The sequence below is a fragment of the Rothia similimucilaginosa genome (assembly GCF_029850875.1).
Classification (GTDB): domain Bacteria; phylum Actinomycetota; class Actinomycetes; order Actinomycetales; family Micrococcaceae; genus Rothia.
This window is the reverse complement of sequence record NZ_JAOVAM010000004.1, coordinates 25,453-45,144: the sequence shown is the minus strand read 5'-3', so window position 1 is coordinate 45,144 and position 19,692 is coordinate 25,453. Positions and strand designations below refer to the sequence as shown.

The window sequence follows — 19,692 nt, the reverse complement described above, 5'->3', positions numbered from 1 at the left end:
TAGACAACCTCACGCGGTTGTTCCGCCCGCCGTTATCATCCCGTCTTCACCCCAGGGAGGCTCCCCTGATTCGTGTTCTGCTCGCTGATGATCAGCAACTCATCCGTGAGGCTCTTGCCGCCCTGCTGGGTCTGGAGGTTGACCTGGAGATTGTGGGGCAGGTCGGTAGCGGCGATGAGGTGTTGGGCGCGGTCGCCCTGTTGAAGCCTGACGTGGTGCTGTTGGATGTGCAGATGCCCGGTACTTTGCTGGCTGATGGTATTGAGGCGGCTGCGGCGCTGCGTGATGCGGGGGCGGTGAGTGAGTCGGGTGAGCCGGTGCGTACGCTGATTGTGACGACGTTTGGCCGCCCGGGCTATGTGCGCCGCGCGCTGGAGGCTGGTGCGAGTGGTTTTGTAGTGAAGGATACGGGTGCTCGCCAGTTGGCGGAGGCGATTCGTCGTGTGCATGCGGGGTTGCGTGTGGTGGATCCGTCGTTGGCGGCGGATTCTTTGGTGACGGGTGCTTCTCCGTTGACGGAGCGTGAGGCGCAGGTGCTGCGTGAGGCGGCGTCGGGTGGTACGGCTCAGCAGATTGCGTCGGCGTTGTTTTTGTCGGCGGGTACGGTGCGTAATTATTTGTCGGCGGCGATGGCGAAGACGGGTGCGTCGACTCGTCAGGATGCGGTGCGTATCGCCACGGAGAACGGCTGGCTTTAGCCCGCTGCTCTCATCAACACGGGCGGCTCCTGCGCGAACACGGTAGAATGGTAGTGTCTATGCCCGCAGGCGCCCCGCACCCGTTTCTTCTTGAGACTGGCGGTGTCGTGCTTGGAAGCGGGCACCATTTTCGCCCTGTGCCCGCCCGCACCCGCCGCATCACGTACGCGGCGCATCCTGAGTGTTTGGCGGGGTACATGATTCGAAGGAAAACTTGTGGCTCTAACTATCGGCATTGTTGGCCTGCCTAACGTGGGCAAGTCCACCCTGTTCAACGCTCTGACCGGCAACACTGTGCTGGCGGCTAACTACCCGTTCGCGACCATTGACCCGAACGTGGGCGTGGTGAACCTGCCGGATGTGCGTCTGAACCGCCTGGCTGAGATTTTTGGTTCGGAGCGTATTCTGCCTGCGACTGTTTCGTTTGTTGATATTGCGGGTATTGTGAAGGGCGCTTCTGAGGGTGAGGGCCTGGGTAACAAGTTCCTCGCGAATATTCGTGAGGCGCACGCTATCGCCCAGGTGGTGCGTGCGTTTGATGACCCGGACGTCATTCACGTGGACGGCAAGGTTGATCCCGCCTCCGATATGGAGACCATTAACACTGAGCTGATTCTGGCTGACCTGCAGACTCTGGAGAACGCTATTCCGCGTCTGGAGAAGGCTGTGAAGATTAAGAAGGGTGACGCCGCTCAGCTGGAGACCTACAAAGCCGCGCAGAAGATCCTGGAGGATGGTGACACCATCATTTCTCGTGTGAAGGACGCGAAGCTGGAGCTGGCTCACTTGAAGGAGCTGAACCTGCTGACTGCTAAGCCGTTCATTTACGTTTTCAACGCTGATGAGGGCATTCTGGCCTCTGAGGAGAAGCAGCAGGAGCTACGTGACATGGTGGCACCGGCTGAGGCTGTGTTCTTGGATGCGAAGCTGGAGGCTGATCTGGTGGAGCTGTCTGAGGAGGAGGCTCGCGAGATGCTGGAGATGAACGGTCAGGATGAGTCCGGCCTGGACCAGCTGGCTCGTGTGGGCTTCTCGACCCTGGGTCTGCAAACTTATCTGACTGCTGGCCCGAAGGAGGCCCGCGCCTGGACTATTTATAAGGGTGATACTGCGCCGCAGGCTGCTGGCGTGATTCACTCTGACTTTGAGCGTGGCTTCATTAAGGCTGAGGTTGTGTCTTTCACTGACCTGGATGAGGCTGGCTCCATGGTGGAGGCGAAGGCTCGCGGTAAGGTCCGTATGGAGGGCAAGGACTACGTCATGCAGGACGGCGACGTGGTCGAGTTCCGTTTCAACGTCTAAGCCGTAAAAACATAAAAGCGGAGCCCAGCACTGTGCACAGTGCTGGGCTCCGCTTTTATGTTTGTTGGCTTCTTCTGAAGAATCTGGTTGGGATATCTTCTTGTTTGACTCTATAGGATGACAAGATAGAAAGCTGTCTTCCGAAGTATTTGTGACAGATTATTGCACGCAAAATATGACCTTTTTTGAGCTGTGTGATTCATTGCATAAAATAAAGTTATGACGAAACCACATCTGGTAGCGTCTAACTACTAGCACGGCAAATATGACGGGCAGCAAAACCAGTCAGATCAGTCAACAGAGAAAGCTGATTGTGGATGCCACCGAGGGCACCTTGACTATATTGCTTACTGCATCGTGCATAACCGTTATTAACCATCTCGGATTTTTACGAAAGAGGCTCCAAATGAGCAACAACGCTATCCCCCAGACTGCAAAGCAGCGCGAGCACGACGAGAACAAGGCTGAAGAGACCAAGGAACCCCGCGGTCCTCTCCAGACCGAGCACGGTATTACCACCATTGATGAGAGCGTCGTCGCAAAGATTGCTGGCATGGCAGCTCGTGAAATCCCCGGCGTCTACGACATGGGCAATGCTGTTCGCCGTGCGTTTAGCGCTGTGACCGACCGTATCCCCAACGCTCAGACCAACGTCGCTGGCGGCATTAGCGTCCAGAAGGGTGAGACCCAGGCAGCTATCGAGGTTACCGTAGTCGTCGAGTATGGTGTCTCCATCGTTGAGGTTTCCGACGCAATTCGTCGCAACGTTATCGAGCAGCTTGAGGGCACCACCGGTCTTGAGATTGTTGAGGTCAACATCAACGTTACCGACGTTCACCTGCCCGAGGATGACTCTGACAAGTCTGAGGACACCGACCTCAAGTAACCCGCATCCAACGCCTTAATCTAAGGAGTTCTTATGAAGACAACGCACCTGGCCCTCCTAGTGGGCCTGTTCCTTGGAGCCGTTCTTGCCTTCGGTTCTTTCGGAACGTTTGTTCTGGTAGCCCTGTGTGGCTTTGCCGGATGGGCCGTAGGCCTCTGCATGGAGGGCCGGGTCGATGTCCGAAGCCTCCTGGACGGGCGAAAGAAGTGACGATGGTGACCGCGAACCAGCGTATAAACACGCAGCTAAGTGCTTCCCAGGAAGAACGTTCTTCCTGGGAGCACCGCGGCACCACCACCATCCCCGCGCGACTCGTTGCAAAGATTGCAGCTGAGGCTGCAAACGAAAGCGCCAATGTTGGCTCAAATGCTGGAGGTGTACTGGGAATTGGTACCCGCCACAACTTCGACTCGCGCCCTGAAGCCCAATGTGAACTCTACGGCCAGGTAGCAGTCCTGCACCTGGACATCGGACTGGTCTTCCCCGCACCTTTGTCACCCATCATCGAACATCTACGCACACACGTGCGTAATCGCGTTGAGTACCTCACGGGGCTTAGTGTGGGCAAGATTAACATTGAGATATCCTGGCTCAATCCGAGTAGCCACGTTAGGAAGAGCCTTAAATGAGTACACCTGTTCCGAAACTAATTCGTCGTCCCTCGCGAAGCATCCCTAACATCCTGTTGGCTCTGGTATTGCTCGCCTTGGGAGGACTGGTGGTTTGGCTTGCGGTTCACCGAATGGTGAACGGTGCCTGGCCTGAGTCTATGGTGGGTACCCTCACCGCTAGTGGTTCTACCACTCTTGGCTCCATCACGGCTATTATCTTCGCCATCATCTTGGCGGGGTGCGGTCTGGCTATGATCATTGGCGCTGTGTGGCCTGGACTTCCGGATCGCCTGGAAATTTTCCCCGACGATATTCCCGGTCAGACTGTCGCAAAACGCCGAGACTTGGCTAACCTCATTCAGACCCAGATTGAGCAGCTTGACGGCGTCCACTCCGCTATCGTTACTGCTAACGGCTCCCGCGTAGACGTTATTGTCTATAGCGTCTTGGACGACCTCGGCCCCGTGCGTGAAGCTGCGCGGAAGAAGACCAACGAAGTGCTAAAGATGCTTGCACCCGTGGGTATTGTACGTACTCGCGTGCGGATTAAGCATATTAGCTAAAGGAGATAGGAATATGCGTTCAGTTTCTGGTGTTTTGAATAGAACTGTCCTGGCCATCTTTGGGCTTCTCCTTGTAGTAACGTCCTTTTGGCTTTTAGCTTCGGGTTTCAATGCTGGTCAGACTTGGCCTGAAATTGCACCTTACCTGGCCTCTGCACAGGACCCGATAGCTAGCTTTATCGGACCCATGGTGCACACACCGTGGTTCCTGCCTGTAGTAGCACTGGTATCAGTACTTATTATCATTGCTGGCTTGTTCATGCTGGTTGCACAGGTTCCCCGTAAAGCTACTACTTCTCCTTTGAAGTTTAGCGGTTCTGAGGGTGTGCTGATGGCTACTTTGGCACCTGAGGTTCTGGCGCAGGCTCTGTCTGAGCGTGCTCGAGAAGTCCCTGGTGTAGAAAAGTGCGCTGTCTGGGTTACTGGTTCCCCGAAGAGCCTGTGGGTTCAGGCAGAGGCTACTGTCTCTCAGGGGTGTGAGGTTGAGTGGGCTATTGCTGAACTGAAGAACCGACTTAACAATGATGTGGCAGTATCTTTCGGCGCGACCCCCAAGCAGATTGACGTTCTAGTACGGCTGGAGCGTTCTTCGAAGCAGCGTAATGTCTCCGAGTCTGTAACTGGCCATCATGCACCCGAAATCACGGGAGAGAGCATTGGCGCGTAACCCTCAGAGCGAGGTAACGCTGGAACCTCAGCCCCATCAGTACCCCACTGCGCAGCTGAGTGCTTTGTCTGAATCAACGCAGGACGAGGATCGATACCTCGTTCTGCGTGCTCAGGACGGAGATATTGACGCCTTTGAGAAGCTTGTTAAGCGTTATCAAGGGCGTCTCTTTCGCTCTGCATATATGATTGTTCGGAACCGTCAGGACAGTGAGGATATTGTTCAAGACACCCTTGTCCAAGCTTGGGGTAGCCTTCACCTAGTTCGGGAACCGGCAGCTTTTCGTGGCTGGATTATGCAGATTTGCACTAATAAAGCTACTAGTATGGTGCGTAAGCGTCAGCGTCGAGCCACTGATCCTTATGACGCAGAAGGGCTCGAAGGCGTGAGCGGTGCGGCTGAGATGACGTCGAGCAGTACCGCTGACCCGGCTGATTCCAGTGAAGTTAATGCACAGATTCAGGCCCTTGCCAATCTTTTGGCGTCCGTGGAACCTGAACTGCGTGTAGTGTGGATTCTTCGAGAAATCGATGAAATGTCATATGAAGAGATTGCCAAGACACTAAACCTGACAGTTTCGACCGTCCGTGGGAGGCTGGCACGAGCCCGTTCTCTCATCATACGCCTGATGAAGGAGTGGGCTTGAGTAAATCCAACAACCTCTCAAATAAGGTCCGACACTCAGCAGCGTCGGCAAAATCACTCTCACGCTCGCATGAGCAGGACAATCTGGACACCCATGAATATCTGAGTCTCATCGCCTCCCTCCACAAGGAATGGGACCGGCTAGAGGCTATGGGAAGTACCTCGGTTATGCCGCGACCCCGTTCCATAATGGACGCTATTATCGCTGAGACTCGACACGGTACTCAGGTGGAAATGCCCGATACAGATTTGGGTCCCTACAGCATGTCTGAGTTTTCGTTGAGGGCCCTTATTCGCCGCATTGTAGACTCAGTACCCGGTGCACGTTCCTTGCGTTCTTCTTTCGAGCACGCACCTTCAAGCGAAGAACATCGCGGTCTGGGGGTTCCGGAGGGTGTATCTTGCCGAATCTCGGCGTACGCTCCCATTAAAAGCTTACCGCAGCTGGCCCAGCAAGTCCGTGATGCCGTCCGCGAAGCCTGCTATGAGAACCTGGGAATCTCCCCGACGGTCAACGTACATATCGAGGATATTCATCATGACGACTAACTTCTCTGCTGCCGAGCTACTCCGGCTTGTCACTGCCATTCCCGGAGTACGAGGAATCGAACCTGGATTGGGTAGCACCCTGAAAGTAATTGGTAGCCGCATGCCGCAGGCCCGATTTGGCGTCATCATTGAATCAGGCTTGCGCAAAGCTACTATTGAGGTCAGTATTGATGGATCCAGGCCGGTCAAAGATATCGTACGAGATATCCAAGAGACTGTCATTCATTCGCTGTCTCAATCGCAACAATACGACGAAGAACATACAAACTCTAAAACCTTAGACTCAACCGGTAGCGATAACGACAATACCCCGCAGGTTAGGGTGAGGGTCCAGTCCCTCCTGTAGGGGGGTTCAACCTCAGAAAACAACGGAGCCCCGCACTACAGCTCGTAGTGCGGGGCTCCGCCCTATTAACCCTCGCGCGCCACAAAAAGCAGCTACCGGGTGTAAGTCTTATTGACCGGGATTAGTGGTCAGCACCAACCATCACGTTGGACGCCTTAATCACTGCGTAAGCGGTCTCGCCAACCTTCAGGCCCAGCTCCTTGATGGACTCGTTGGTGATGGACGCAGAGATAACAACCTCGGGAGCGATCTCGATCTTAACGATGCCGTTAGTTGCACCCTCAGTAATCTCAACAACCTTGCCAGCGAACTGGTTACGTGCAGAAAGCTTCATGAAGCCGTGCCTTTCACTCAATAAACGTACAAATACTCCAAGCATTCTACACGCCGTAGCCATTGAGAAGTATCTTCCAACCAAAATATTACGCACCAACTATGCAAGTTTTATTTTCGGATTTACCCATGCCCCGAATCCGCCCCTAAAGACCAACAAAAACCAGCCCCGCACATGCGGTTCACACCCGCCAAATGGTATAGTCAGCACGAACGCGAGAATCCTCGTACCCTCCACCGTCGCACCCCTTGCCTGGCTGACGCGCGCCCACACGCCGAAGCACCACCGCTGTAGCACCGCGGTAACAGGAGAGCGGCACATCCGCACAGATCGAAGAAGGAACTATGAGCGAAAACCTCAACGAAATCGAAGCACCCGCCTGCCCCGAATGCAATGAAAACTACACCTACGAAATGGGCGCACTCTGGGCATGCCCCATGTGCGGCCACGAATGGGAACGCACTGCAGCCGGCGAAACTGAAGAAGCAGCAGGCTCCAAGGTTCTGGACTCCGTCGGTAACGAGCTCGTCGACGGCGACTCCGTCACCATCGTCAAGGGCCTGAAGGTTAAGGGCGGCGCAGACATCAAGGCGGGCACCAAGGTGCGTGGCATCCGCCTGCTCGAATCCCCCGTGAACGGCCACGACATTGAGGCGAAGGTCCCTGGCGCAGGCCAGATGTACCTGAAGTCCTCTGTGGTGAAGAAGGCATAAAGCGCTTCGCATTAGATGCAGAAAAGGCGGCACCTACCGCACTAGCTCGCGCTAGGGGAGGTGCCGCCTTTTGCTTTATAAAAATTGCTTAGGTTTTAAAAGAAATTGACAAATATCTCTTTACTTTTTACCGGTCAAGCCCATGTACAGGGAAATAGTTAGCATTGCAGCAATAATTGAGATAATCCAGCGGATCCAGTCAATGCCGCTAGTGTCTGCAACACCCAGCTGGGTTGCTGCCCAGGTACCGATAGCCGCGCCGACAGCACCGCAGATAATGGTCCAAAGAATTGCAATATTCTGACGGCCTCGCATAAAGAAGCGTGCAAGTGCACCAATGATTGCGCCGGTAATAATAGTGCCAATAAAAGTACCCATTGTCATCTCCTTGGGTCAATATATCTGCCACTGTGGCAGATAGTAGGTTGATTTCAATTATCAATTATACGTAAATATAATGCAAGAAGAACTTATGAGAGCTTTTATTAAGCTAAAAGCACCTTAATGTTTTATCTCTAAAACACTAAGGTGCTTTTCTCTTCAATGAGATGAGTGTCGAATGTATCGAATGGTGAATGTATTGGCTACTTCGACTTACGCCAAATCTTCAGTGCGCTACAAATCATCGGCAGCTGCAGGGGTAGGCGACCGTACGCAATAGCCTTACGCTGAGTGGACTGGTTACGCGCATCCAGCGCCATCTGAATGTTTGCGGGGAATACTGCAACAAACAGCAGAGCCGCAAGCAGGCCACCGGCACGGCGGGTCTTGTCATTAGCCAGCAGGGCAGCGGTGCCCAGCTCAGCTACACCCGAGCCGTGAGTGTATGCGTGGGGAGGACCCGGCAGGTACTTCGGCACAATCGAGTCGAAGGGATCCGGGATGATGAAGTGCAGAGCACCCATCACAGCGAGGGCGCGAGCCATGCGAGTAGCCGAGCGCTCAGCGCTATACTCTTTCTTCTTAAAAATACTCATGCTCCCATTATGCGCCTGTCAGAGGCGTATTCCTTGGTTCAAGGGCATGTTGAACCACTGCGTGTTTGATTGTCTAGAATGCGGACTCAGCACGTCACACAGAAAAACATTGTTCAAAGGCAGGTAAGATAGGAAGCGATGGCATCACGTGCGGATGACGCCCCGCCTGCCCTCACCTTTGGGTGAGTCGCCAGGGGAGCAAAACACCGGGTGCCTACCGGAACAATCAAAGGAGTTATACCGTGAAGAAGATTCTGTGCATCGCTATCCTGGCAGGCGCCGCATACTTCGGTTACAAGAAGTTCGTTGCCTAAACAGCTAGCCCTCGGGCGCTCTACATATCCTTGAGCAACGAAAAACCCGCCGTCTCACATATGCGCCATATGCGAGACGGCGGGTTTTCTTGTATGCCCAACTTCCTGAGTTTTAAACGCGTAGATTCTGGGTTGCGAGACTATGAGACGGATTGTCCAGTAGCTCGGCCTAGTAGCTCGGCGGAACCTCACCGGTCATCACAACCTTGTTCTGCGATGAGCTCCAGCTGAACTCAGCGGTCGTGCGGCCGCTTGCGCTGGCGGAGCTCTCATCGCCCTTCACATAGCGGTAGGCCACACTAATCGAGCTGTCCGAGGTGCGGGTAATCACCGGGGAGAACGAGTACGGCTCATAGGTTGCGGTACCAATGAACTTGCTGCGGTGGAACAGCAGAATGTGGTGCGCCATCGAAGAGATACAGCAATCAGACGGGGAAGAACCCGGAATCGCGTCAATCCACGACAGCTCAGCACAGGGGTCATAGCCCTCATAAGTGCTGGAAACGTTCGTCCACTGATCCCACCTGCTCTTATTCTTCAAATTGCGCAGCGCCTTAGACACCACGGTCGATGCAGAATCAGAGGCACAGGTGGAGTCCTTCTTCAGGTCAGACTTCGGATCAGCGTTCTTCGACTCGGAGGCGGTCGGCTCAGCATGAACTGTAATCGTCACCACCGACGGCGCCGGAGCAGGTGACGAAGCACTCACGGATGCACTCGGGCTCGCCGACGGGGTGGGGAACAACTCCTGCGTAGAAGTAGCGCTCGCTGAAGCAGAAGCGCTACCAGAAGAAGACACCACGGTACTAGAAACAGCAGAATCAGTGCTTGCCGAGCAAGAAGTGACAACAAGAGCTAGAGCGGCGCCCAGCGCAGGTAGAGCTAAAGAGGTACGACCGGTAAAGTGGCGGCGTGTAGAAGACATGAATACTCCTCAGATGCGCATCAGCGCACATCAGTACTGGTCATGAAGCGAATAGTGAACTCGTCCAGTATAGGGAAAAAGAGGCGGGCGCGCGGTGCGTGCGGTCAGTGCCGTTCGTTACCGTAGAGTCACAGACCGGGATTACCGTTAGACAGCCGCTACAGCAGGGCCAGAAGAAGTGAAGTAACGTAGCAGGAAATCAGCTATGCGGAAACTCCGCCCACTAGTACCTGTGCCCCCTTGCACACCCGCCGCATCCAAGGGACAATGAAGGTATGGCTGAAGTAACTCTACATAATGAACTCGTAATCCACACCAACGGTGACCTTCCCGCAGTCGGCGCAAAGCTGCCCGAATTCTCGGTTCTCGCGGCTGATCTCTCCGAGATTTCCTCCGCAGACTTCGCAGGTAAGAACCTGGTGCTGAACATCTTCCCCTCCGTCGACACCGGTGTGTGCGCAACCAGTGTCCGCACTTTCAACAAGCAGGCTGCAGGCCTGGAGAACACCGTCGTGCTGTGCGTCTCCAACGACTTGCCCTTCGCAATCGGCCGCTTCTGTGCAGCCGAGGGCATTGAGAATGTCGTCACCTCCTCTGCTTTCCGCTCCTCCTTCGGTGAGGACTTCGGTGTGAAGCTCGTGGACGGCCCCCTGGCTGGCCTGCTGGCACGCTCCGTGGTTGTTGTGAACCCCGACGGTGAGGTTGTCTACACCGAGTTGGTTCCCGAGACCACTAACGAACCCAACTACGAAGCAGCCCTGGCAGCTATCAAGTAATCGTAGATTTGGTCGCTATCGAACCAATATCCGGCGGGAGCCAAAGCAATAAGCGTTGACTCCCGCACAGTACTTCCGCCCGAGGAACCAGCTCGGCGGTAACAGCACAGCAGATACTGAACGTCTACAGCGCATCACGATGGGGTTCATCCACACATGCGGCTGGCGACAGCGTAGCGCCCCGCCCACCCGAAGTACCGGGTCGGCGGGGCGCTTTACTATATCCAGACTTAGTGCGCGACCCAGACTTAGTGTGTGGGGGCGCCGGGATGACCGGGAACGCCGGCTTCGGCAGGTTCCTCATCGGCGACCAGCATATGCTCCGGCAGGGTGCTGCGGTGCTTAGCCACAACAAAACGCGACACCAGCAACAGAATGTACACCACCATCGAAATCAGTAGCATCGACTGTGGTGCCACCAGCAAACCAACCGCCGCAGACGCAGCAGCCATCACACCAATCAAATGATCCTTTGACGCCTGGTAAGCATCGATGGCGAGCACCGCAAAGAGCGCCGTCATCACAAAATCCACGCCCTTGAGCTCACTCAAGAAGCTTGCACCCAGCATATAGCCGAGCGTTGCGCTCGCCAGAACACTCAGATGTAGGCCCGCATGAATCCATAGGATACGGGAACCACGCAGCTTATGGCGGTCCGGGCCGGTGTTCAGCGCGTACGCCTCATCGATGAGCGTGTACACGGTGTAGAACTTCGCCAACCCACCACGCACCCGCTCAATCGGATACGAGAGACCATACATGAGGTGACGTGAATTAATGAGCAGAGTCATCACGGCGATAGAGAACAGTGAGGCATGATTCGACACCATATCAATCAGCACGAACTCTACCGAGCCAGCAAAAACAACGGTAGGTAGCAGAGGCGCCACCCAGAACGGTAGATGGTAGCTGTGGACAAGCACACCCAAACCAATACCGACAAAGAACAAACCCAGCATAATCACACCGGCGATGCGCACCGCCTCTGTGAAGCCACTCTCTCGCGGCTGCTGAGAGCCTTGCGCATCGGGGGAGGTAGGCGCCTCCACCACGGGAAGCATACCGGTTAGCGGAAGAGCGGAGGCAATAACCTGCTCAACCTGTTGCTGGGTTGCCTGCTGAGGTGAGGGCTGAGAAGAAGCAGAATTCTTAGAGATGTTCATCATGACCCCCTAGAAAACCCAGTTAGCCAACACAACGCAGGTGACGGTACCCGCCACCATGCTCAGCACCATATTCTTACGCCACAGGTGCACCCCCACGGTCACCACCAGGCCCGCAAGGTACGGCGCTGCCGTAGCGAACGAGGAGTAATTAATCTTCGCCACCGCATAGATGGCAAGTAGTGCGACCGCGCCGAGCGGAATCCAGTGGCTGAGCGCATCCAGTAGTTCGGAGCCAGCCAGAGCCTTTTTCAGACCGAAGGGGAGCAGGCGCAACAGAAAAGTAATTCCAGCAGCAATGAACACCGCAGCAAGAATATATCCGGTGGTTACTTCACTGTTCATAAGGTTTATCTCTTTCTGCACTACCTCCCCCCAAAGACCCATGAAAGAGTGAAAGAACCCTGAACGAAGCGTGTGGGTGAAGCCGTGAAAAAAGGGCAGGGAGAGCCTACTCATAGAGAAGGCGCTCAGTAGTGCGGTAGGTACGTGAGTTGATGAAAGCCGCGAATAGTGAGGTGGAGGGGTATTCCTTCCGGGCAGAGACTACATCTCTGTATGACCTCGGGTGGTGCCGCTCCCGGTGCGGTGTTACTCCGGGGCGGCACAGCGTTCTGCGTCGCTAGTTTCCTTAGCGGTGTCTTTCATCTGAGTCATGGGTACCTCAACTTCTGGGGGCCTCCGTGCAGGTTCGCATGTGAAGGCGTCTTTTGAATCCTAGAAATAGAAAGAGGGGAGAGCGGTGCTCTTCATCTATCCTAGCGGGTTTTGAACACATATGTAATGTTCTTACTGTTGTGTGGAAGCGGGCGCATCAGCGGTAGTGGTGGTGTCGCTACTCTCAGTTGTTTCTGCATAAACAGTACGATGCGGCAGGGTGCCGCGGCGCTTCGCTACCGGGAAGCGCACCAACAGTAGCACCACATACGAACCCAACGCCATCACCAGGAAAGAGGACGGCGCAAAAACTAGGGCTACCGTGGCAGAAATTGCCATAAATAATGCTGCCACACGATCCGGGTTAGCACGGTAACCGTCCATGGCAAGCACCGTGAAGAGTGCTACCATCACAAAATCAACGCCCTTTAAAACGCTCAAGAAGCTTGCACCGAGCACATACCCGAGGATTACGCTCAGAATCCATGAGACGTAAATCAGAGTGTTTACCCACAGGATGCGTGCACCGGAACGGTCATTGCGGTCAGGGCCGGAGTTGAGAGCAAACGCCTCATCACAGAGAGTGTGAATGGCGAAAAGCTTAGCCCAGAAACCCTTGATCCTGTGTAGAGGATAGGAAAGACCGTACACTAGATGGCGGGCATTCACGAGGAATACTGTCAACGCAATCGACGTGATAGAGGCACCACCAGAAATCATGCCCACCATCAAAAACTCCACCGAGCCGGCAAACACCAGTGAAGAAATCAGTGGTGCCGCCCAAAAAGGCATATGGTGCGCACTCAAAATAACACCCAAACCCAAACCCAGCACCGCGATACCGAGCATCACCACGGAAGAATCCGCCATAGCCAGACGGATATTATTATGTGTACTCGTACGCTCAGTGCCGGGGGTCTGTGCCATCAAAGAGTTCCTTGTGTGCGTTGTGCTTTTCAAAAAATTTGCTGTGTGCGCGAGCGGCTTCGAAGCCCCACCGCGGTTTTCCAGTGTATAGGAGCGCTTAGATGGCCGTCGAGAAAAAGAGACCGGGAATAAAATACGAGAAACACGCTTATAGTGAATGACACTAAACAGCGCGGCGCTGAATAACCTGGCGACCGCACAAGCAACCCGAAAGGAATCTCAATGGCTGAGCAGAACAACACCGGGCAGACTGCAGAAGAACAGAAGAAAGTCTATGAACGCCAGCAGGAACGCCGAAAACTCGACAACTACCGCCAGACCAAGATTGAGCGCATCGACCGCCTGCGCTACCGTGCCTACGGTGCCAACGGCGCAACACTCGACTTCGGTGTGGGTGAGGGCCTGCTAACCCCCGTCGAGCTACTACTCGCCGCTATTGCCGGATGCTCCTCCGTGGATGTGGACGCGGGCACCTCCCGCCGCTCCACCCTCGAGGTGTTCGAAGTGCTCGCCTCAGCACTGAAGCAGACCGAAGATGGCGCGGTGCGCCTCGACGACGTTGAGGTGGACTTTGACGTGCGCTTCCCTGAGGATGAGCAGGGTGCTAAGGCGCAGAAGATGGTGAACCGTCTGATTCAGCTCAGCGAGCAGAAGGACTGCACCGTTTCTCGTACCGTGGAACACCCCACGAACGTTTCGTTCCACAACCTGGCTGACTAAAGCCTGGCGAAGTAGATAAGCCAGGGGAACCTAGTAAACAGGTTTTGAACCCTCCTGTACCGCTTGTGATGAGATGGTGCGGGAGGGTTTTTCTGTGTTTTTGTGGTTTTGGGGTGGAAAAGAACCTGAAAAGCGAGTAGGATTGACCCTCAGATTAGAAAAACTTATGATACGTAAGAAACCCTAATGATTGAAGAATTTCTTGACAGCAGACTAAACCTTCGGCGACACCACCCGCAGCAAGACTAGACTGGACACCAGACTAGACCGCTAGCAAACGCACGAAGCAAGAGCCTCAGAAAGAAGACCTGACATGGCACAGCCTACAGAGACTTCCGGCGTTGCATCGGAAGCCACCTCCGCAGAGGGTGAACTGAAGCGAGGCCTCTCCGCCCGCCACATGCAGATGATCGCAATCGGCGGCGCAATCGGCACCGGCCTCTTCGTTGCCTCCGGTAAGACCATCTCTACCGCAGGCCCCGGCGGCGCAATCCTCGCCTACGCCCTCATCGGCATCATGGTGCTCTTCCTCATGCAGTCCCTCGGCGAGATGGCTGCTCACCTGCCCGTCCCCGGCGCATTCCAGACTTACGCGGCACGCTACGTGTCTCCGTCCTTCGGCTTCGCCATGGGCTGGAACTACTGGTTCAACTGGGCGATTACCGTCGCTGCCGAACTCGTAGCCGTCGGCGAGGTGATGAGGTACTGGTTCCCGAACGTCCCATCCTGGGTATGGGCGGCAGGATTCCTCGTGCTGCTGACCGGCATCAACGCCCTCTCGGCACGCTCCTACGGTGAGAGTGAATTCTGGCTCGCCACCATCAAGGTCGTCACCGTGGTCGTCTTCCTCATCGCAGGTATCGCCATGATCTTCGGCATCCTGGGCGGTAGCTCCCCGGGCGTCTCCAACTGGACTGTTGGTGAGGCACCCTTCGTCGGCGGCGCACCCGCCGTACTCGCCATCTTCATGGTGGCTGGTTTCTCCTTCCAAGGCACCGAAATGATTGGTGTGGCAGCCGGCGAATCTGAGAACCCCCGCCGCGACGTGCCCCGCGCACTGACCAGCGTGTTCTGGCGCATCATGCTCTTCTATATCGGTGCGATGGTCGTCATTGGCTTCCTAATTCCTTACACCGACCCGAACCTGCTCACTGCAGCGGACGGCAACATCAACATCTCCCCGTTCACCCTCATTTTCGAACGTGCGGGTATTGCTTTTGCGGCAGCCATCATGAATGCCGTGATCCTCTCCGCAGTGCTCTCTGCAGGTAACTCGGGCCTATACGTTTCGGCACGTATGCTCTTCGCGCTCGCCCAGGAGGGTAAGGCACCGAAGATGTTCACCCACATCAACTCCGGTGGCGTGCCCATGAATGCGCTACTGGCCACCGCCGCAATCGGTGCGGTCGGCTTTATCGCCGCACTTCTCTCGCCGGATGGTGCGTACCTGTGGCTGGTGAACGTGTCCGGTCTGGCTGGCTTCATTACCTGGGTGGGTATCGCCGTGGCTCACTACCGTTTCCGCCGCGCATACCTGAAGCAGGGCAACAGTTTGAAGGATCTGCCCTATGTGGCGCCGTTCTTCCCCGTGGGCCCGATTATAGCCTTCCTCATGTGCCTGGTCGTTATTGGTGGCCAGAACTATGAGGCGTTCTTGAGCGGTGACTGGGCTGGCGTGCTCAGCTCCTACATTGGTCTGCCCGTGATTATTGCGGTCTGGCTGGTGCACCGCGTGGTCACTCGTGACCGCATCATTCCGCTGGAGCAGATTGACGTGAGCGGCATTGATGTTAAGGTTTCGAAGTAATGCGAACATGCAGAACTATTGGCTGCAATAGCTGATACGTGAAGAGCCGCCGGTTCCCCCATAAGAGGGGAGCCGGCGGCTCTGCTGATGCAGAGAGTTCCCCATCGAGGAGATGAACGTCTTTATCCGTGGGCTGAGTCAAGAATTTGAAGCGTCCAGATGCTAGGGTGGAAAGCATGCAGAACAACCCCTATACCCCTGCCGGCGCGTCACACACCGGGCAGCCCGCCGCTACACATGGCGCTATCGATAATGCACATCGTATTGTGAACGTGTGCGCTGTAGCCATCCGCACTAAGGACGGGCTTGTTCTGACCGTGCGCAAGCAGGGTAGTGACGGGTTTATGATGCCCGGCGGCAAACCTGAACCGGGGGAGACCCCGCTACAGACCGCCTGCCGTGAAGTAAGCGAAGAAATCGGACTCACCCCCGACCCCATCTGGATGCACTACCTGGGCATTCTGAAGGCGGCGGCATTGAATGAGGTCGGCTTTACGGTACGCGCCGAAACCTACGAATACTCACCCACCGACGAGCAGCACGAACAGCTGGCTACGCTGGTGCCGCAGGCTGAAATCGCCGAGCTGCGCTGGGTCAACCCTGCCATGAGCAGCCCCTCCGATTCTGATGCGCAGGCACCGCTGAATACAGAGCAGATTTTCCCGCTACTGGCGCGCACCCCGCTACCTTAACCGTTGAGCCCAACGTGCCTCTGAACTGGCGGGTGGCACACATGAGGTACACAGGTGCATCCGGTACTCTCAACACAGCAACATCTATCGTGGGTAGAACGCATAGAGGCGCTCCACCCCGGAAACCCTTATACACCCCAAGGAGAACCATGAAGAAGACTGACTACAACCTCGCCGTCTACTGCGGTGCACGCTCCGGCAACGACCCGCTCTTCACCACCCGCGCCCAGGAGCTCGGCACTCTCTGCGCCCAGAACAATATTGGCGTGGTGTACGGTGGCGGCCGCACAGGCCTCATGGGCACCATTGCGGGCGCAACCCTGGATGCCGGCGGCGTGGTCTACGGCGTGGTCACCCACAAACTGGTCGGATTGGAGGGCGTGTACCCCGGCCAGACCACCCTCGAAATTGTGGACACCATGCACCAGCGCAAAATCGCCATGATTGAGAAAGCCGACGCATTCGTTGCCATGCCCGGCGGCCCCGGCACCCTCGAAGAGTTCTTTGAAGTTTTTAGCTGGCAGTTCCTTGACATTCACTCCAAGCCGGTGGCCCTGCTGAACGTCAACGGCTACTGGGATAAGCTTATCGACGCCATGCACTACATGGCGTCCACCGGCCTGCTCAATGAACGCTACCTGGATGAGCTCATCATCGCCACCACCCCCGAAGAGCTACTGGAGGCGCTCGCCAAGGACCTGGAGCGCCGCGCCACCAACAAGAACGCCGCTGAATAAAACCAACACTGCATAAAACCAACGCAGAAAACGAGATTGACTATGGTAACCACCCCCAGCCAGGCACGTACCCTGCTGCTGACTTTCTTCGGCCCGTTCCCCGGTGTGCCCGTGAACCCCACCGTAGTGCTCGCCGAAGGTGCTCAGCGTCTGCTGACTCAGATGCGCCCGGATTTGAACGTCATCATCCGCGAACTGCCCGTCAGCTACGACGGTTCCAGCACCGCCCTGCGCACCGCCCTGCAGGAGATACAGCCCGATGCGCTCATCAGCCTGGGCGTGGCGGTTGGCCGCGACGTGCTCAGCCTCGAACAGGTCGCTATCAATCTGGATTCTGCCGGTATTGAAGATAACGACGGCGACCAACGTTGCGATGAGCCAATCGCCCCGGGAGGTCAGGAGGCGTACTTCTCCTCCCTACCGGTGCGCGCCAGTTTTGAGCGCCTGCGTGCGGCGGGAGAGCCGGTCGAGATTTCGTACACAGCCGGAACATACGTGTGTAACCACGTGTTCTACGAGGGGCAGCGCATTAGCCGTGAACTGGGTTTGAGCATTCCCGCCGGATTCGTGCACGTGCCCGCAACGTGCGCCGACGGCGAAGAGAGTACCGAAGGCATCGGTATGACCGCTCACCGTGACGCCGGTGGCGTAGTCCGTGACGAGCAGGGCATCCCGCAGCTACCCGAATCCACCGTGGTGCGCATTATTGCCGAGGTCGCCTCCGACACCCTGCCCGCAGTGGACTAACAGCACGGCATTGAGCTAGAACCCGTACAACAAAACCGCCGGATAGCCTCCCTCACTGGGATCCTATCCGGCGGTTTGTGTATTTGTGCTGAGCTAATTTGCGCTGGGCCAACACAGCCAGGCTATAACACCGGCACATGCAGGCTCACACTACTACTTGGTGCGGTTCTTCAGGTAGTAGTCAATCAGAGAAGCGGTCGAAGAATCCTGACGAGCCAGAACCTCACGGTCACCTTCAATAGCGGGAACCAAATCCAGCGCCAGCTTCTTACCCAGCTCAACACCCCACTGGTCGAAGGAATCAATGCCCCAAACAACACCCTGAACGAAGGTGATGTGCTCGTACAGGGCAATCAGGGAGCCCAGAATGCGCGGGGTCAGGCGCGGCGCCATAATGGAGGTGGAGGGGCGGTTACCGCTGAAGATACGTGCGTTGACCACGTGCTCTGCGGTGCCCTCTGCACGAACCTCTTCCTCGGTCTTACCGAATGCGAGAGCCTGAGACTGTGCGAAGAAGTTAGCCAGGAACAGTTCGTGAACGTCCTGCTCGCCGTCCTTGGTCGGGTGGACCGGGTTAGCGAAGGCAAGGAAGTCTGCGGGAATCAGGCGGGTACCCTGGTGGATCAGCTGGTAGAAAGCGTGCTGGCCGTTGGTGCCGGGCTCGCCCCAGAACACTTCACCGGTTGCGTAGTTGACGAAGGAGCCGTCCGCTCGAACGGACTTACCGTTGGACTCCATGGTTAGCTGCTGCAGGTAGGCGGGGAAGCGGTGCAGGTACTGGTCGTAGGGCAGAACCGCGTGGGTCTCTGCGCCGAGGAAGTTCACATTCCAGATGTTCAGTAGACCCATCAGAACGGGCACGTTCTGAGCCAGGGGAGCGGTGCGGAAGTGCTCATCTATTGCGTGGAAGCCCGCGAGGAAGTCAGTGAAAACCTTCGGGCCGAAAACGATAGCCAGGGAGGTGCCGATAGCGGAGTCTACGGAGTAGCGGCCGCCAACCCAGTCCCAGAAGCCGAAAGCGTTCTCGGGGTCAATGCCGAATGCTGCAACCTTATCCAGTGCGGTGGAGACAGCCACGAAGTGCTTAGCCACAGCCTCGGAAGCTTCCTTACCTTCCAGCGCGTCAGCCTCAGCCAGTGCGGACAGCAGCCATTCGCGTGCCACGCGCGCGTTGGTTAGGGTTTCGAGGGTGCCGAAGGTCTTAGATGCGACGATGAACAGGGTGGTCTCGGGATCTAGGTCGGAGACCTTCTCAGCCACATCGGTCGGGTCAATGTTGGAGATGAAGCGTGCGGTGATGCCTGCATCAGCGTAGGGCTTGAGAGCCTCGTACACCATGACCGGGCCCAGGTCGGAGCCACCGATACCGATGTTCACAACGGTCTCGATACGCTTGCCGGTGATGCCGGTCCACTGGCCGTTGCGCACGCGCTCAGCGAATGCGTAAATCTTCTTCAGTACGGCGTGTACGTCTGCGTCTACGTCCTGGCCGTCAACGGTCAGTGCCGGGGTGTAACCCTCGGGGCGGCGCAGAGCGGTGTGCAGTACTGCGCGGTCCTCGGTGACGTTAATGTGCTTGCCGGAGAACATTGCCTCGCGAGTCTGCTCCAGCTTGACCTCTTCAGCGAGCTTGACCAGCAGTTCAAGGGTTTCGGAGGTAATCAGGTTCTTGGAAAGGTCGACGTGCAGTTCGTCGGCGGTGAAGCTGAGCTTCTGCGCGCGTTCCGGGTCAGCGGCAAACCATTCGCGCAGGTTCGGAGTGAGGGACTTGTGATGAGCGGACAGAGCAGACCACGCGGAGGTGGTCGTAGGGTCAATAGAAGTAGTCATGGTTCCATTCTCTTATTTTCGGGTGCCTATGTCACCTCTTTCGAGGGTGAGATAGGACGATACTGCGAAAAAATCGAAACCTGGCACGCCATTGTGTGCCTTGCAG

General features: G+C 56.2%; 24 protein-coding genes. 16 read left to right on the top strand and 8 right to left on the bottom strand.

What is annotated here, in order from left to right; all coding sequences use genetic code 11:
* Positions 1 to 65 precede the first annotated feature (65 nt).
* The 9 genes from QFX05_RS04060 (at position 66) to QFX05_RS04020 (ending at position 6,267) form a co-directional block, all read left to right on the top strand.
* Positions 66 to 698 (top strand): response regulator transcription factor, encoded by a 633-nt coding sequence (locus QFX05_RS04060; protein WP_070616154.1) that lies wholly within the window; start codon positions 66 to 68, stop codon positions 696 to 698.
* 216 nt (positions 699 to 914) lie between these two features.
* A complete protein-coding gene (gene ychF, locus QFX05_RS04055) occupies positions 915 to 2,000 on the top strand; it encodes a redox-regulated ATPase YchF (RefSeq protein WP_279741172.1) in 1,086 nt (361 codons plus the stop codon).
* A 406-nt stretch (positions 2,001 to 2,406) separates the two neighbouring features.
* The gene (locus QFX05_RS04050) at positions 2,407 to 2,886 is read left to right on the top strand and encodes an Asp23/Gls24 family envelope stress response protein (protein WP_279741171.1); all 480 of its coding nucleotides are present in this window, start codon (positions 2,407 to 2,409) and stop codon (positions 2,884 to 2,886) included.
* 212 nt (positions 2,887 to 3,098) lie between these two features.
* Entirely contained in the window at positions 3,099 to 3,515 is a 417-nt protein-coding gene (locus QFX05_RS04045; RefSeq protein ID WP_279741170.1) for an Asp23/Gls24 family envelope stress response protein, read from the top strand.
* Entirely contained in the window at positions 3,512 to 4,060 is a 549-nt protein-coding gene (locus QFX05_RS04040; RefSeq protein ID WP_279741168.1) for a DUF6286 domain-containing protein, read from the top strand. Before QFX05_RS04045 ends, QFX05_RS04040 begins: the two co-directional genes overlap by 4 nt.
* 187 nt (positions 4,061 to 4,247) lie before the next feature.
* Positions 4,248 to 4,727 carry a hypothetical protein gene (locus QFX05_RS04035; protein WP_279741166.1) on the top strand — a complete coding sequence of 160 codons (480 nt, stop codon included), beginning with the start codon at positions 4,248 to 4,250 and terminating at the stop codon, positions 4,725 to 4,727.
* On the top strand, positions 4,690 to 5,373 hold the full coding sequence (locus tag QFX05_RS04030) for an RNA polymerase sigma factor (RefSeq protein WP_279741165.1): 684 nt from the start codon (positions 4,690 to 4,692) through the stop codon (positions 5,371 to 5,373). Before QFX05_RS04035 ends, QFX05_RS04030 begins: the two co-directional genes overlap by 38 nt.
* Entirely contained in the window at positions 5,370 to 5,921 is a 552-nt protein-coding gene (locus QFX05_RS04025) for an Asp23/Gls24 family envelope stress response protein (RefSeq protein WP_279741163.1), read from the top strand. The genes QFX05_RS04030 and QFX05_RS04025 overlap by 4 nt, the downstream gene beginning before the upstream one ends.
* Positions 5,911 to 6,267 (top strand): transcriptional regulator, encoded by a 357-nt coding sequence (locus tag QFX05_RS04020; protein ID WP_279741161.1) that lies wholly within the window; start codon positions 5,911 to 5,913, stop codon positions 6,265 to 6,267. Before QFX05_RS04025 ends, QFX05_RS04020 begins: the two co-directional genes overlap by 11 nt.
* 121 nt (positions 6,268 to 6,388) lie before the next feature.
* Here QFX05_RS04020 and QFX05_RS04015 read toward each other — a convergent pair whose 3' ends face one another.
* Positions 6,389 to 6,601 (bottom strand): TOBE domain-containing protein, encoded by a 213-nt coding sequence (locus QFX05_RS04015; RefSeq protein WP_005505155.1) that lies wholly within the window; start codon positions 6,599 to 6,601, stop codon positions 6,389 to 6,391.
* 344 nt (positions 6,602 to 6,945) lie between these two features.
* On the opposite strand from QFX05_RS04015, the gene QFX05_RS04010 reads away from it, so the two are divergent.
* Complete coding sequence (locus tag QFX05_RS04010) at positions 6,946 to 7,314, top strand: zinc ribbon domain-containing protein YjdM (protein WP_279741157.1); 369 nt, start codon at positions 6,946 to 6,948, stop codon at positions 7,312 to 7,314.
* Positions 7,315 to 7,434: 120 nt separating this feature from the next.
* Here QFX05_RS04010 and QFX05_RS04005 read toward each other — a convergent pair whose 3' ends face one another.
* The 3 genes from QFX05_RS04005 to QFX05_RS03995 form a co-directional block, all read right to left on the bottom strand.
* On the bottom strand, positions 7,435 to 7,692 hold the full coding sequence (locus QFX05_RS04005; protein ID WP_279741155.1) for a GlsB/YeaQ/YmgE family stress response membrane protein: 258 nt from the start codon (positions 7,690 to 7,692) through the stop codon (positions 7,435 to 7,437).
* Positions 7,693 to 7,898: 206 nt separating this feature from the next.
* Positions 7,899 to 8,291 (bottom strand): DoxX family protein, encoded by a 393-nt coding sequence (locus tag QFX05_RS04000; protein ID WP_012903126.1) that lies wholly within the window; start codon positions 8,289 to 8,291, stop codon positions 7,899 to 7,901.
* A 483-nt stretch (positions 8,292 to 8,774) separates the two neighbouring features.
* Positions 8,775 to 9,530, bottom strand: coding sequence for an LppP/LprE family lipoprotein (locus tag QFX05_RS03995; RefSeq protein WP_279741152.1), 756 nt, complete (start codon positions 9,528 to 9,530; stop codon positions 8,775 to 8,777).
* Positions 9,531 to 9,805: 275 nt separating this feature from the next.
* Between QFX05_RS03995 and tpx the strand changes: the two genes are divergently transcribed.
* Positions 9,806 to 10,306, top strand: coding sequence for a thiol peroxidase (gene tpx / locus QFX05_RS03990; RefSeq protein WP_070593671.1), 501 nt, complete (start codon positions 9,806 to 9,808; stop codon positions 10,304 to 10,306).
* 248 nt (positions 10,307 to 10,554) lie between these two features.
* Here tpx and QFX05_RS03985 read toward each other — a convergent pair whose 3' ends face one another.
* From QFX05_RS03985 to QFX05_RS03975, 3 genes are all read right to left on the bottom strand, one after another.
* Positions 10,555 to 11,472: an AzlC family ABC transporter permease gene (locus QFX05_RS03985; protein WP_279741148.1), complete on the bottom strand. Its 918-nt coding sequence runs from the start codon at positions 11,470 to 11,472 to the stop codon at positions 10,555 to 10,557.
* A 6-nt stretch (positions 11,473 to 11,478) separates the two neighbouring features.
* A complete protein-coding gene (locus tag QFX05_RS03980) occupies positions 11,479 to 11,814 on the bottom strand; it encodes a branched-chain amino acid transporter permease (protein ID WP_279741147.1) in 336 nt (111 codons plus the stop codon).
* Positions 11,815 to 12,258: 444 nt separating this feature from the next.
* Positions 12,259 to 13,053: an AzlC family ABC transporter permease gene (locus tag QFX05_RS03975; RefSeq protein ID WP_279741145.1), complete on the bottom strand. Its 795-nt coding sequence runs from the start codon at positions 13,051 to 13,053 to the stop codon at positions 12,259 to 12,261.
* Positions 13,054 to 13,275: 222 nt separating this feature from the next.
* Between QFX05_RS03975 and QFX05_RS03970 the strand changes: the two genes are divergently transcribed.
* From QFX05_RS03970 to QFX05_RS03950, 5 genes are all read left to right on the top strand, one after another.
* On the top strand, positions 13,276 to 13,773 hold the full coding sequence (locus QFX05_RS03970) for an OsmC family protein (RefSeq protein WP_279741143.1): 498 nt from the start codon (positions 13,276 to 13,278) through the stop codon (positions 13,771 to 13,773).
* A gap of 313 nt (positions 13,774 to 14,086) precedes the next feature.
* Positions 14,087 to 15,580, top strand: a complete 1,494-nt coding sequence (locus QFX05_RS03965; RefSeq protein ID WP_279741141.1) for an amino acid permease — start codon at positions 14,087 to 14,089, stop codon at positions 15,578 to 15,580.
* A 176-nt stretch (positions 15,581 to 15,756) separates the two neighbouring features.
* Positions 15,757 to 16,272: an NUDIX hydrolase gene (locus QFX05_RS03960; protein ID WP_279741139.1), complete on the top strand. Its 516-nt coding sequence runs from the start codon at positions 15,757 to 15,759 to the stop codon at positions 16,270 to 16,272.
* A 149-nt stretch (positions 16,273 to 16,421) separates the two neighbouring features.
* Complete coding sequence (locus QFX05_RS03955) at positions 16,422 to 17,009, top strand: LOG family protein (RefSeq protein ID WP_279741136.1); 588 nt, start codon at positions 16,422 to 16,424, stop codon at positions 17,007 to 17,009.
* A gap of 42 nt (positions 17,010 to 17,051) precedes the next feature.
* Positions 17,052 to 17,756, top strand: a complete 705-nt coding sequence (locus QFX05_RS03950; RefSeq protein WP_279741381.1) for a pyroglutamyl-peptidase I — start codon at positions 17,052 to 17,054, stop codon at positions 17,754 to 17,756.
* A gap of 153 nt (positions 17,757 to 17,909) precedes the next feature.
* On the opposite strand, the gene pgi is transcribed toward QFX05_RS03950, so the two are convergent.
* A complete protein-coding gene (pgi, locus tag QFX05_RS03945) occupies positions 17,910 to 19,586 on the bottom strand; it encodes a glucose-6-phosphate isomerase (RefSeq protein ID WP_279741133.1) in 1,677 nt (558 codons plus the stop codon).
* Positions 19,587 to 19,692: the final 106 nt, after the last annotated feature.

Bases quoted from the DNA above. Each gene is read 5' to 3' on its own strand.
- QFX05_RS04050 (WP_279741171.1), top strand. From the start codon at position 2,407: ATGAGCAACAACGCTATCCCCCAGACTGCAAAGCAGCGCGAGCACGAC.
- QFX05_RS04045 (WP_279741170.1), top strand. From the start codon at position 3,099: ATGGTGACCGCGAACCAGCGTATAAACACGCAGCTAAGTGCTTCCCAG.
- QFX05_RS04040 (WP_279741168.1), top strand. From the start codon at position 3,512: ATGAGTACACCTGTTCCGAAACTAATTCGTCGTCCCTCGCGAAGCATC.
- QFX05_RS04035 (WP_279741166.1), top strand. From the start codon at position 4,248: ATGGTGCACACACCGTGGTTCCTGCCTGTAGTAGCACTGGTATCAGTA.
- QFX05_RS04030 (WP_279741165.1), top strand. From the start codon at position 4,690: ATGCACCCGAAATCACGGGAGAGAGCATTGGCGCGTAACCCTCAGAGC.
- QFX05_RS04020 (WP_279741161.1), top strand. From the start codon at position 5,911: ATGACGACTAACTTCTCTGCTGCCGAGCTACTCCGGCTTGTCACTGCC.
- QFX05_RS04015 (WP_005505155.1), bottom strand. From the start codon at position 6,601: ATGAAGCTTTCTGCACGTAACCAGTTCGCTGGCAAGGTTGTTGAGATT.
- QFX05_RS04010 (WP_279741157.1), top strand. From the start codon at position 6,946: ATGAGCGAAAACCTCAACGAAATCGAAGCACCCGCCTGCCCCGAATGC.
- QFX05_RS04005 (WP_279741155.1), bottom strand. From the start codon at position 7,692: ATGGGTACTTTTATTGGCACTATTATTACCGGCGCAATCATTGGTGCA.
- QFX05_RS04000 (WP_012903126.1), bottom strand. From the start codon at position 8,291: ATGAGTATTTTTAAGAAGAAAGAGTATAGCGCTGAGCGCTCGGCTACT.
- QFX05_RS03995 (WP_279741152.1), bottom strand. From the start codon at position 9,530: ATGTCTTCTACACGCCGCCACTTTACCGGTCGTACCTCTTTAGCTCTA.
- tpx (WP_070593671.1), top strand. From the start codon at position 9,806: ATGGCTGAAGTAACTCTACATAATGAACTCGTAATCCACACCAACGGT.
- QFX05_RS03985 (WP_279741148.1), bottom strand. From the start codon at position 11,472: ATGATGAACATCTCTAAGAATTCTGCTTCTTCTCAGCCCTCACCTCAG.
- QFX05_RS03980 (WP_279741147.1), bottom strand. From the start codon at position 11,814: ATGAACAGTGAAGTAACCACCGGATATATTCTTGCTGCGGTGTTCATT.
- QFX05_RS03975 (WP_279741145.1), bottom strand. From the start codon at position 13,053: ATGGCACAGACCCCCGGCACTGAGCGTACGAGTACACATAATAATATC.
- QFX05_RS03970 (WP_279741143.1), top strand. From the start codon at position 13,276: ATGGCTGAGCAGAACAACACCGGGCAGACTGCAGAAGAACAGAAGAAA.
- QFX05_RS03965 (WP_279741141.1), top strand. From the start codon at position 14,087: ATGGCACAGCCTACAGAGACTTCCGGCGTTGCATCGGAAGCCACCTCC.
- QFX05_RS03960 (WP_279741139.1), top strand. From the start codon at position 15,757: ATGCAGAACAACCCCTATACCCCTGCCGGCGCGTCACACACCGGGCAG.
- QFX05_RS03955 (WP_279741136.1), top strand. From the start codon at position 16,422: ATGAAGAAGACTGACTACAACCTCGCCGTCTACTGCGGTGCACGCTCC.
- QFX05_RS03950 (WP_279741381.1), top strand. From the start codon at position 17,052: ATGGTAACCACCCCCAGCCAGGCACGTACCCTGCTGCTGACTTTCTTC.
- pgi (WP_279741133.1), bottom strand. From the start codon at position 19,586: ATGACTACTTCTATTGACCCTACGACCACCTCCGCGTGGTCTGCTCTG.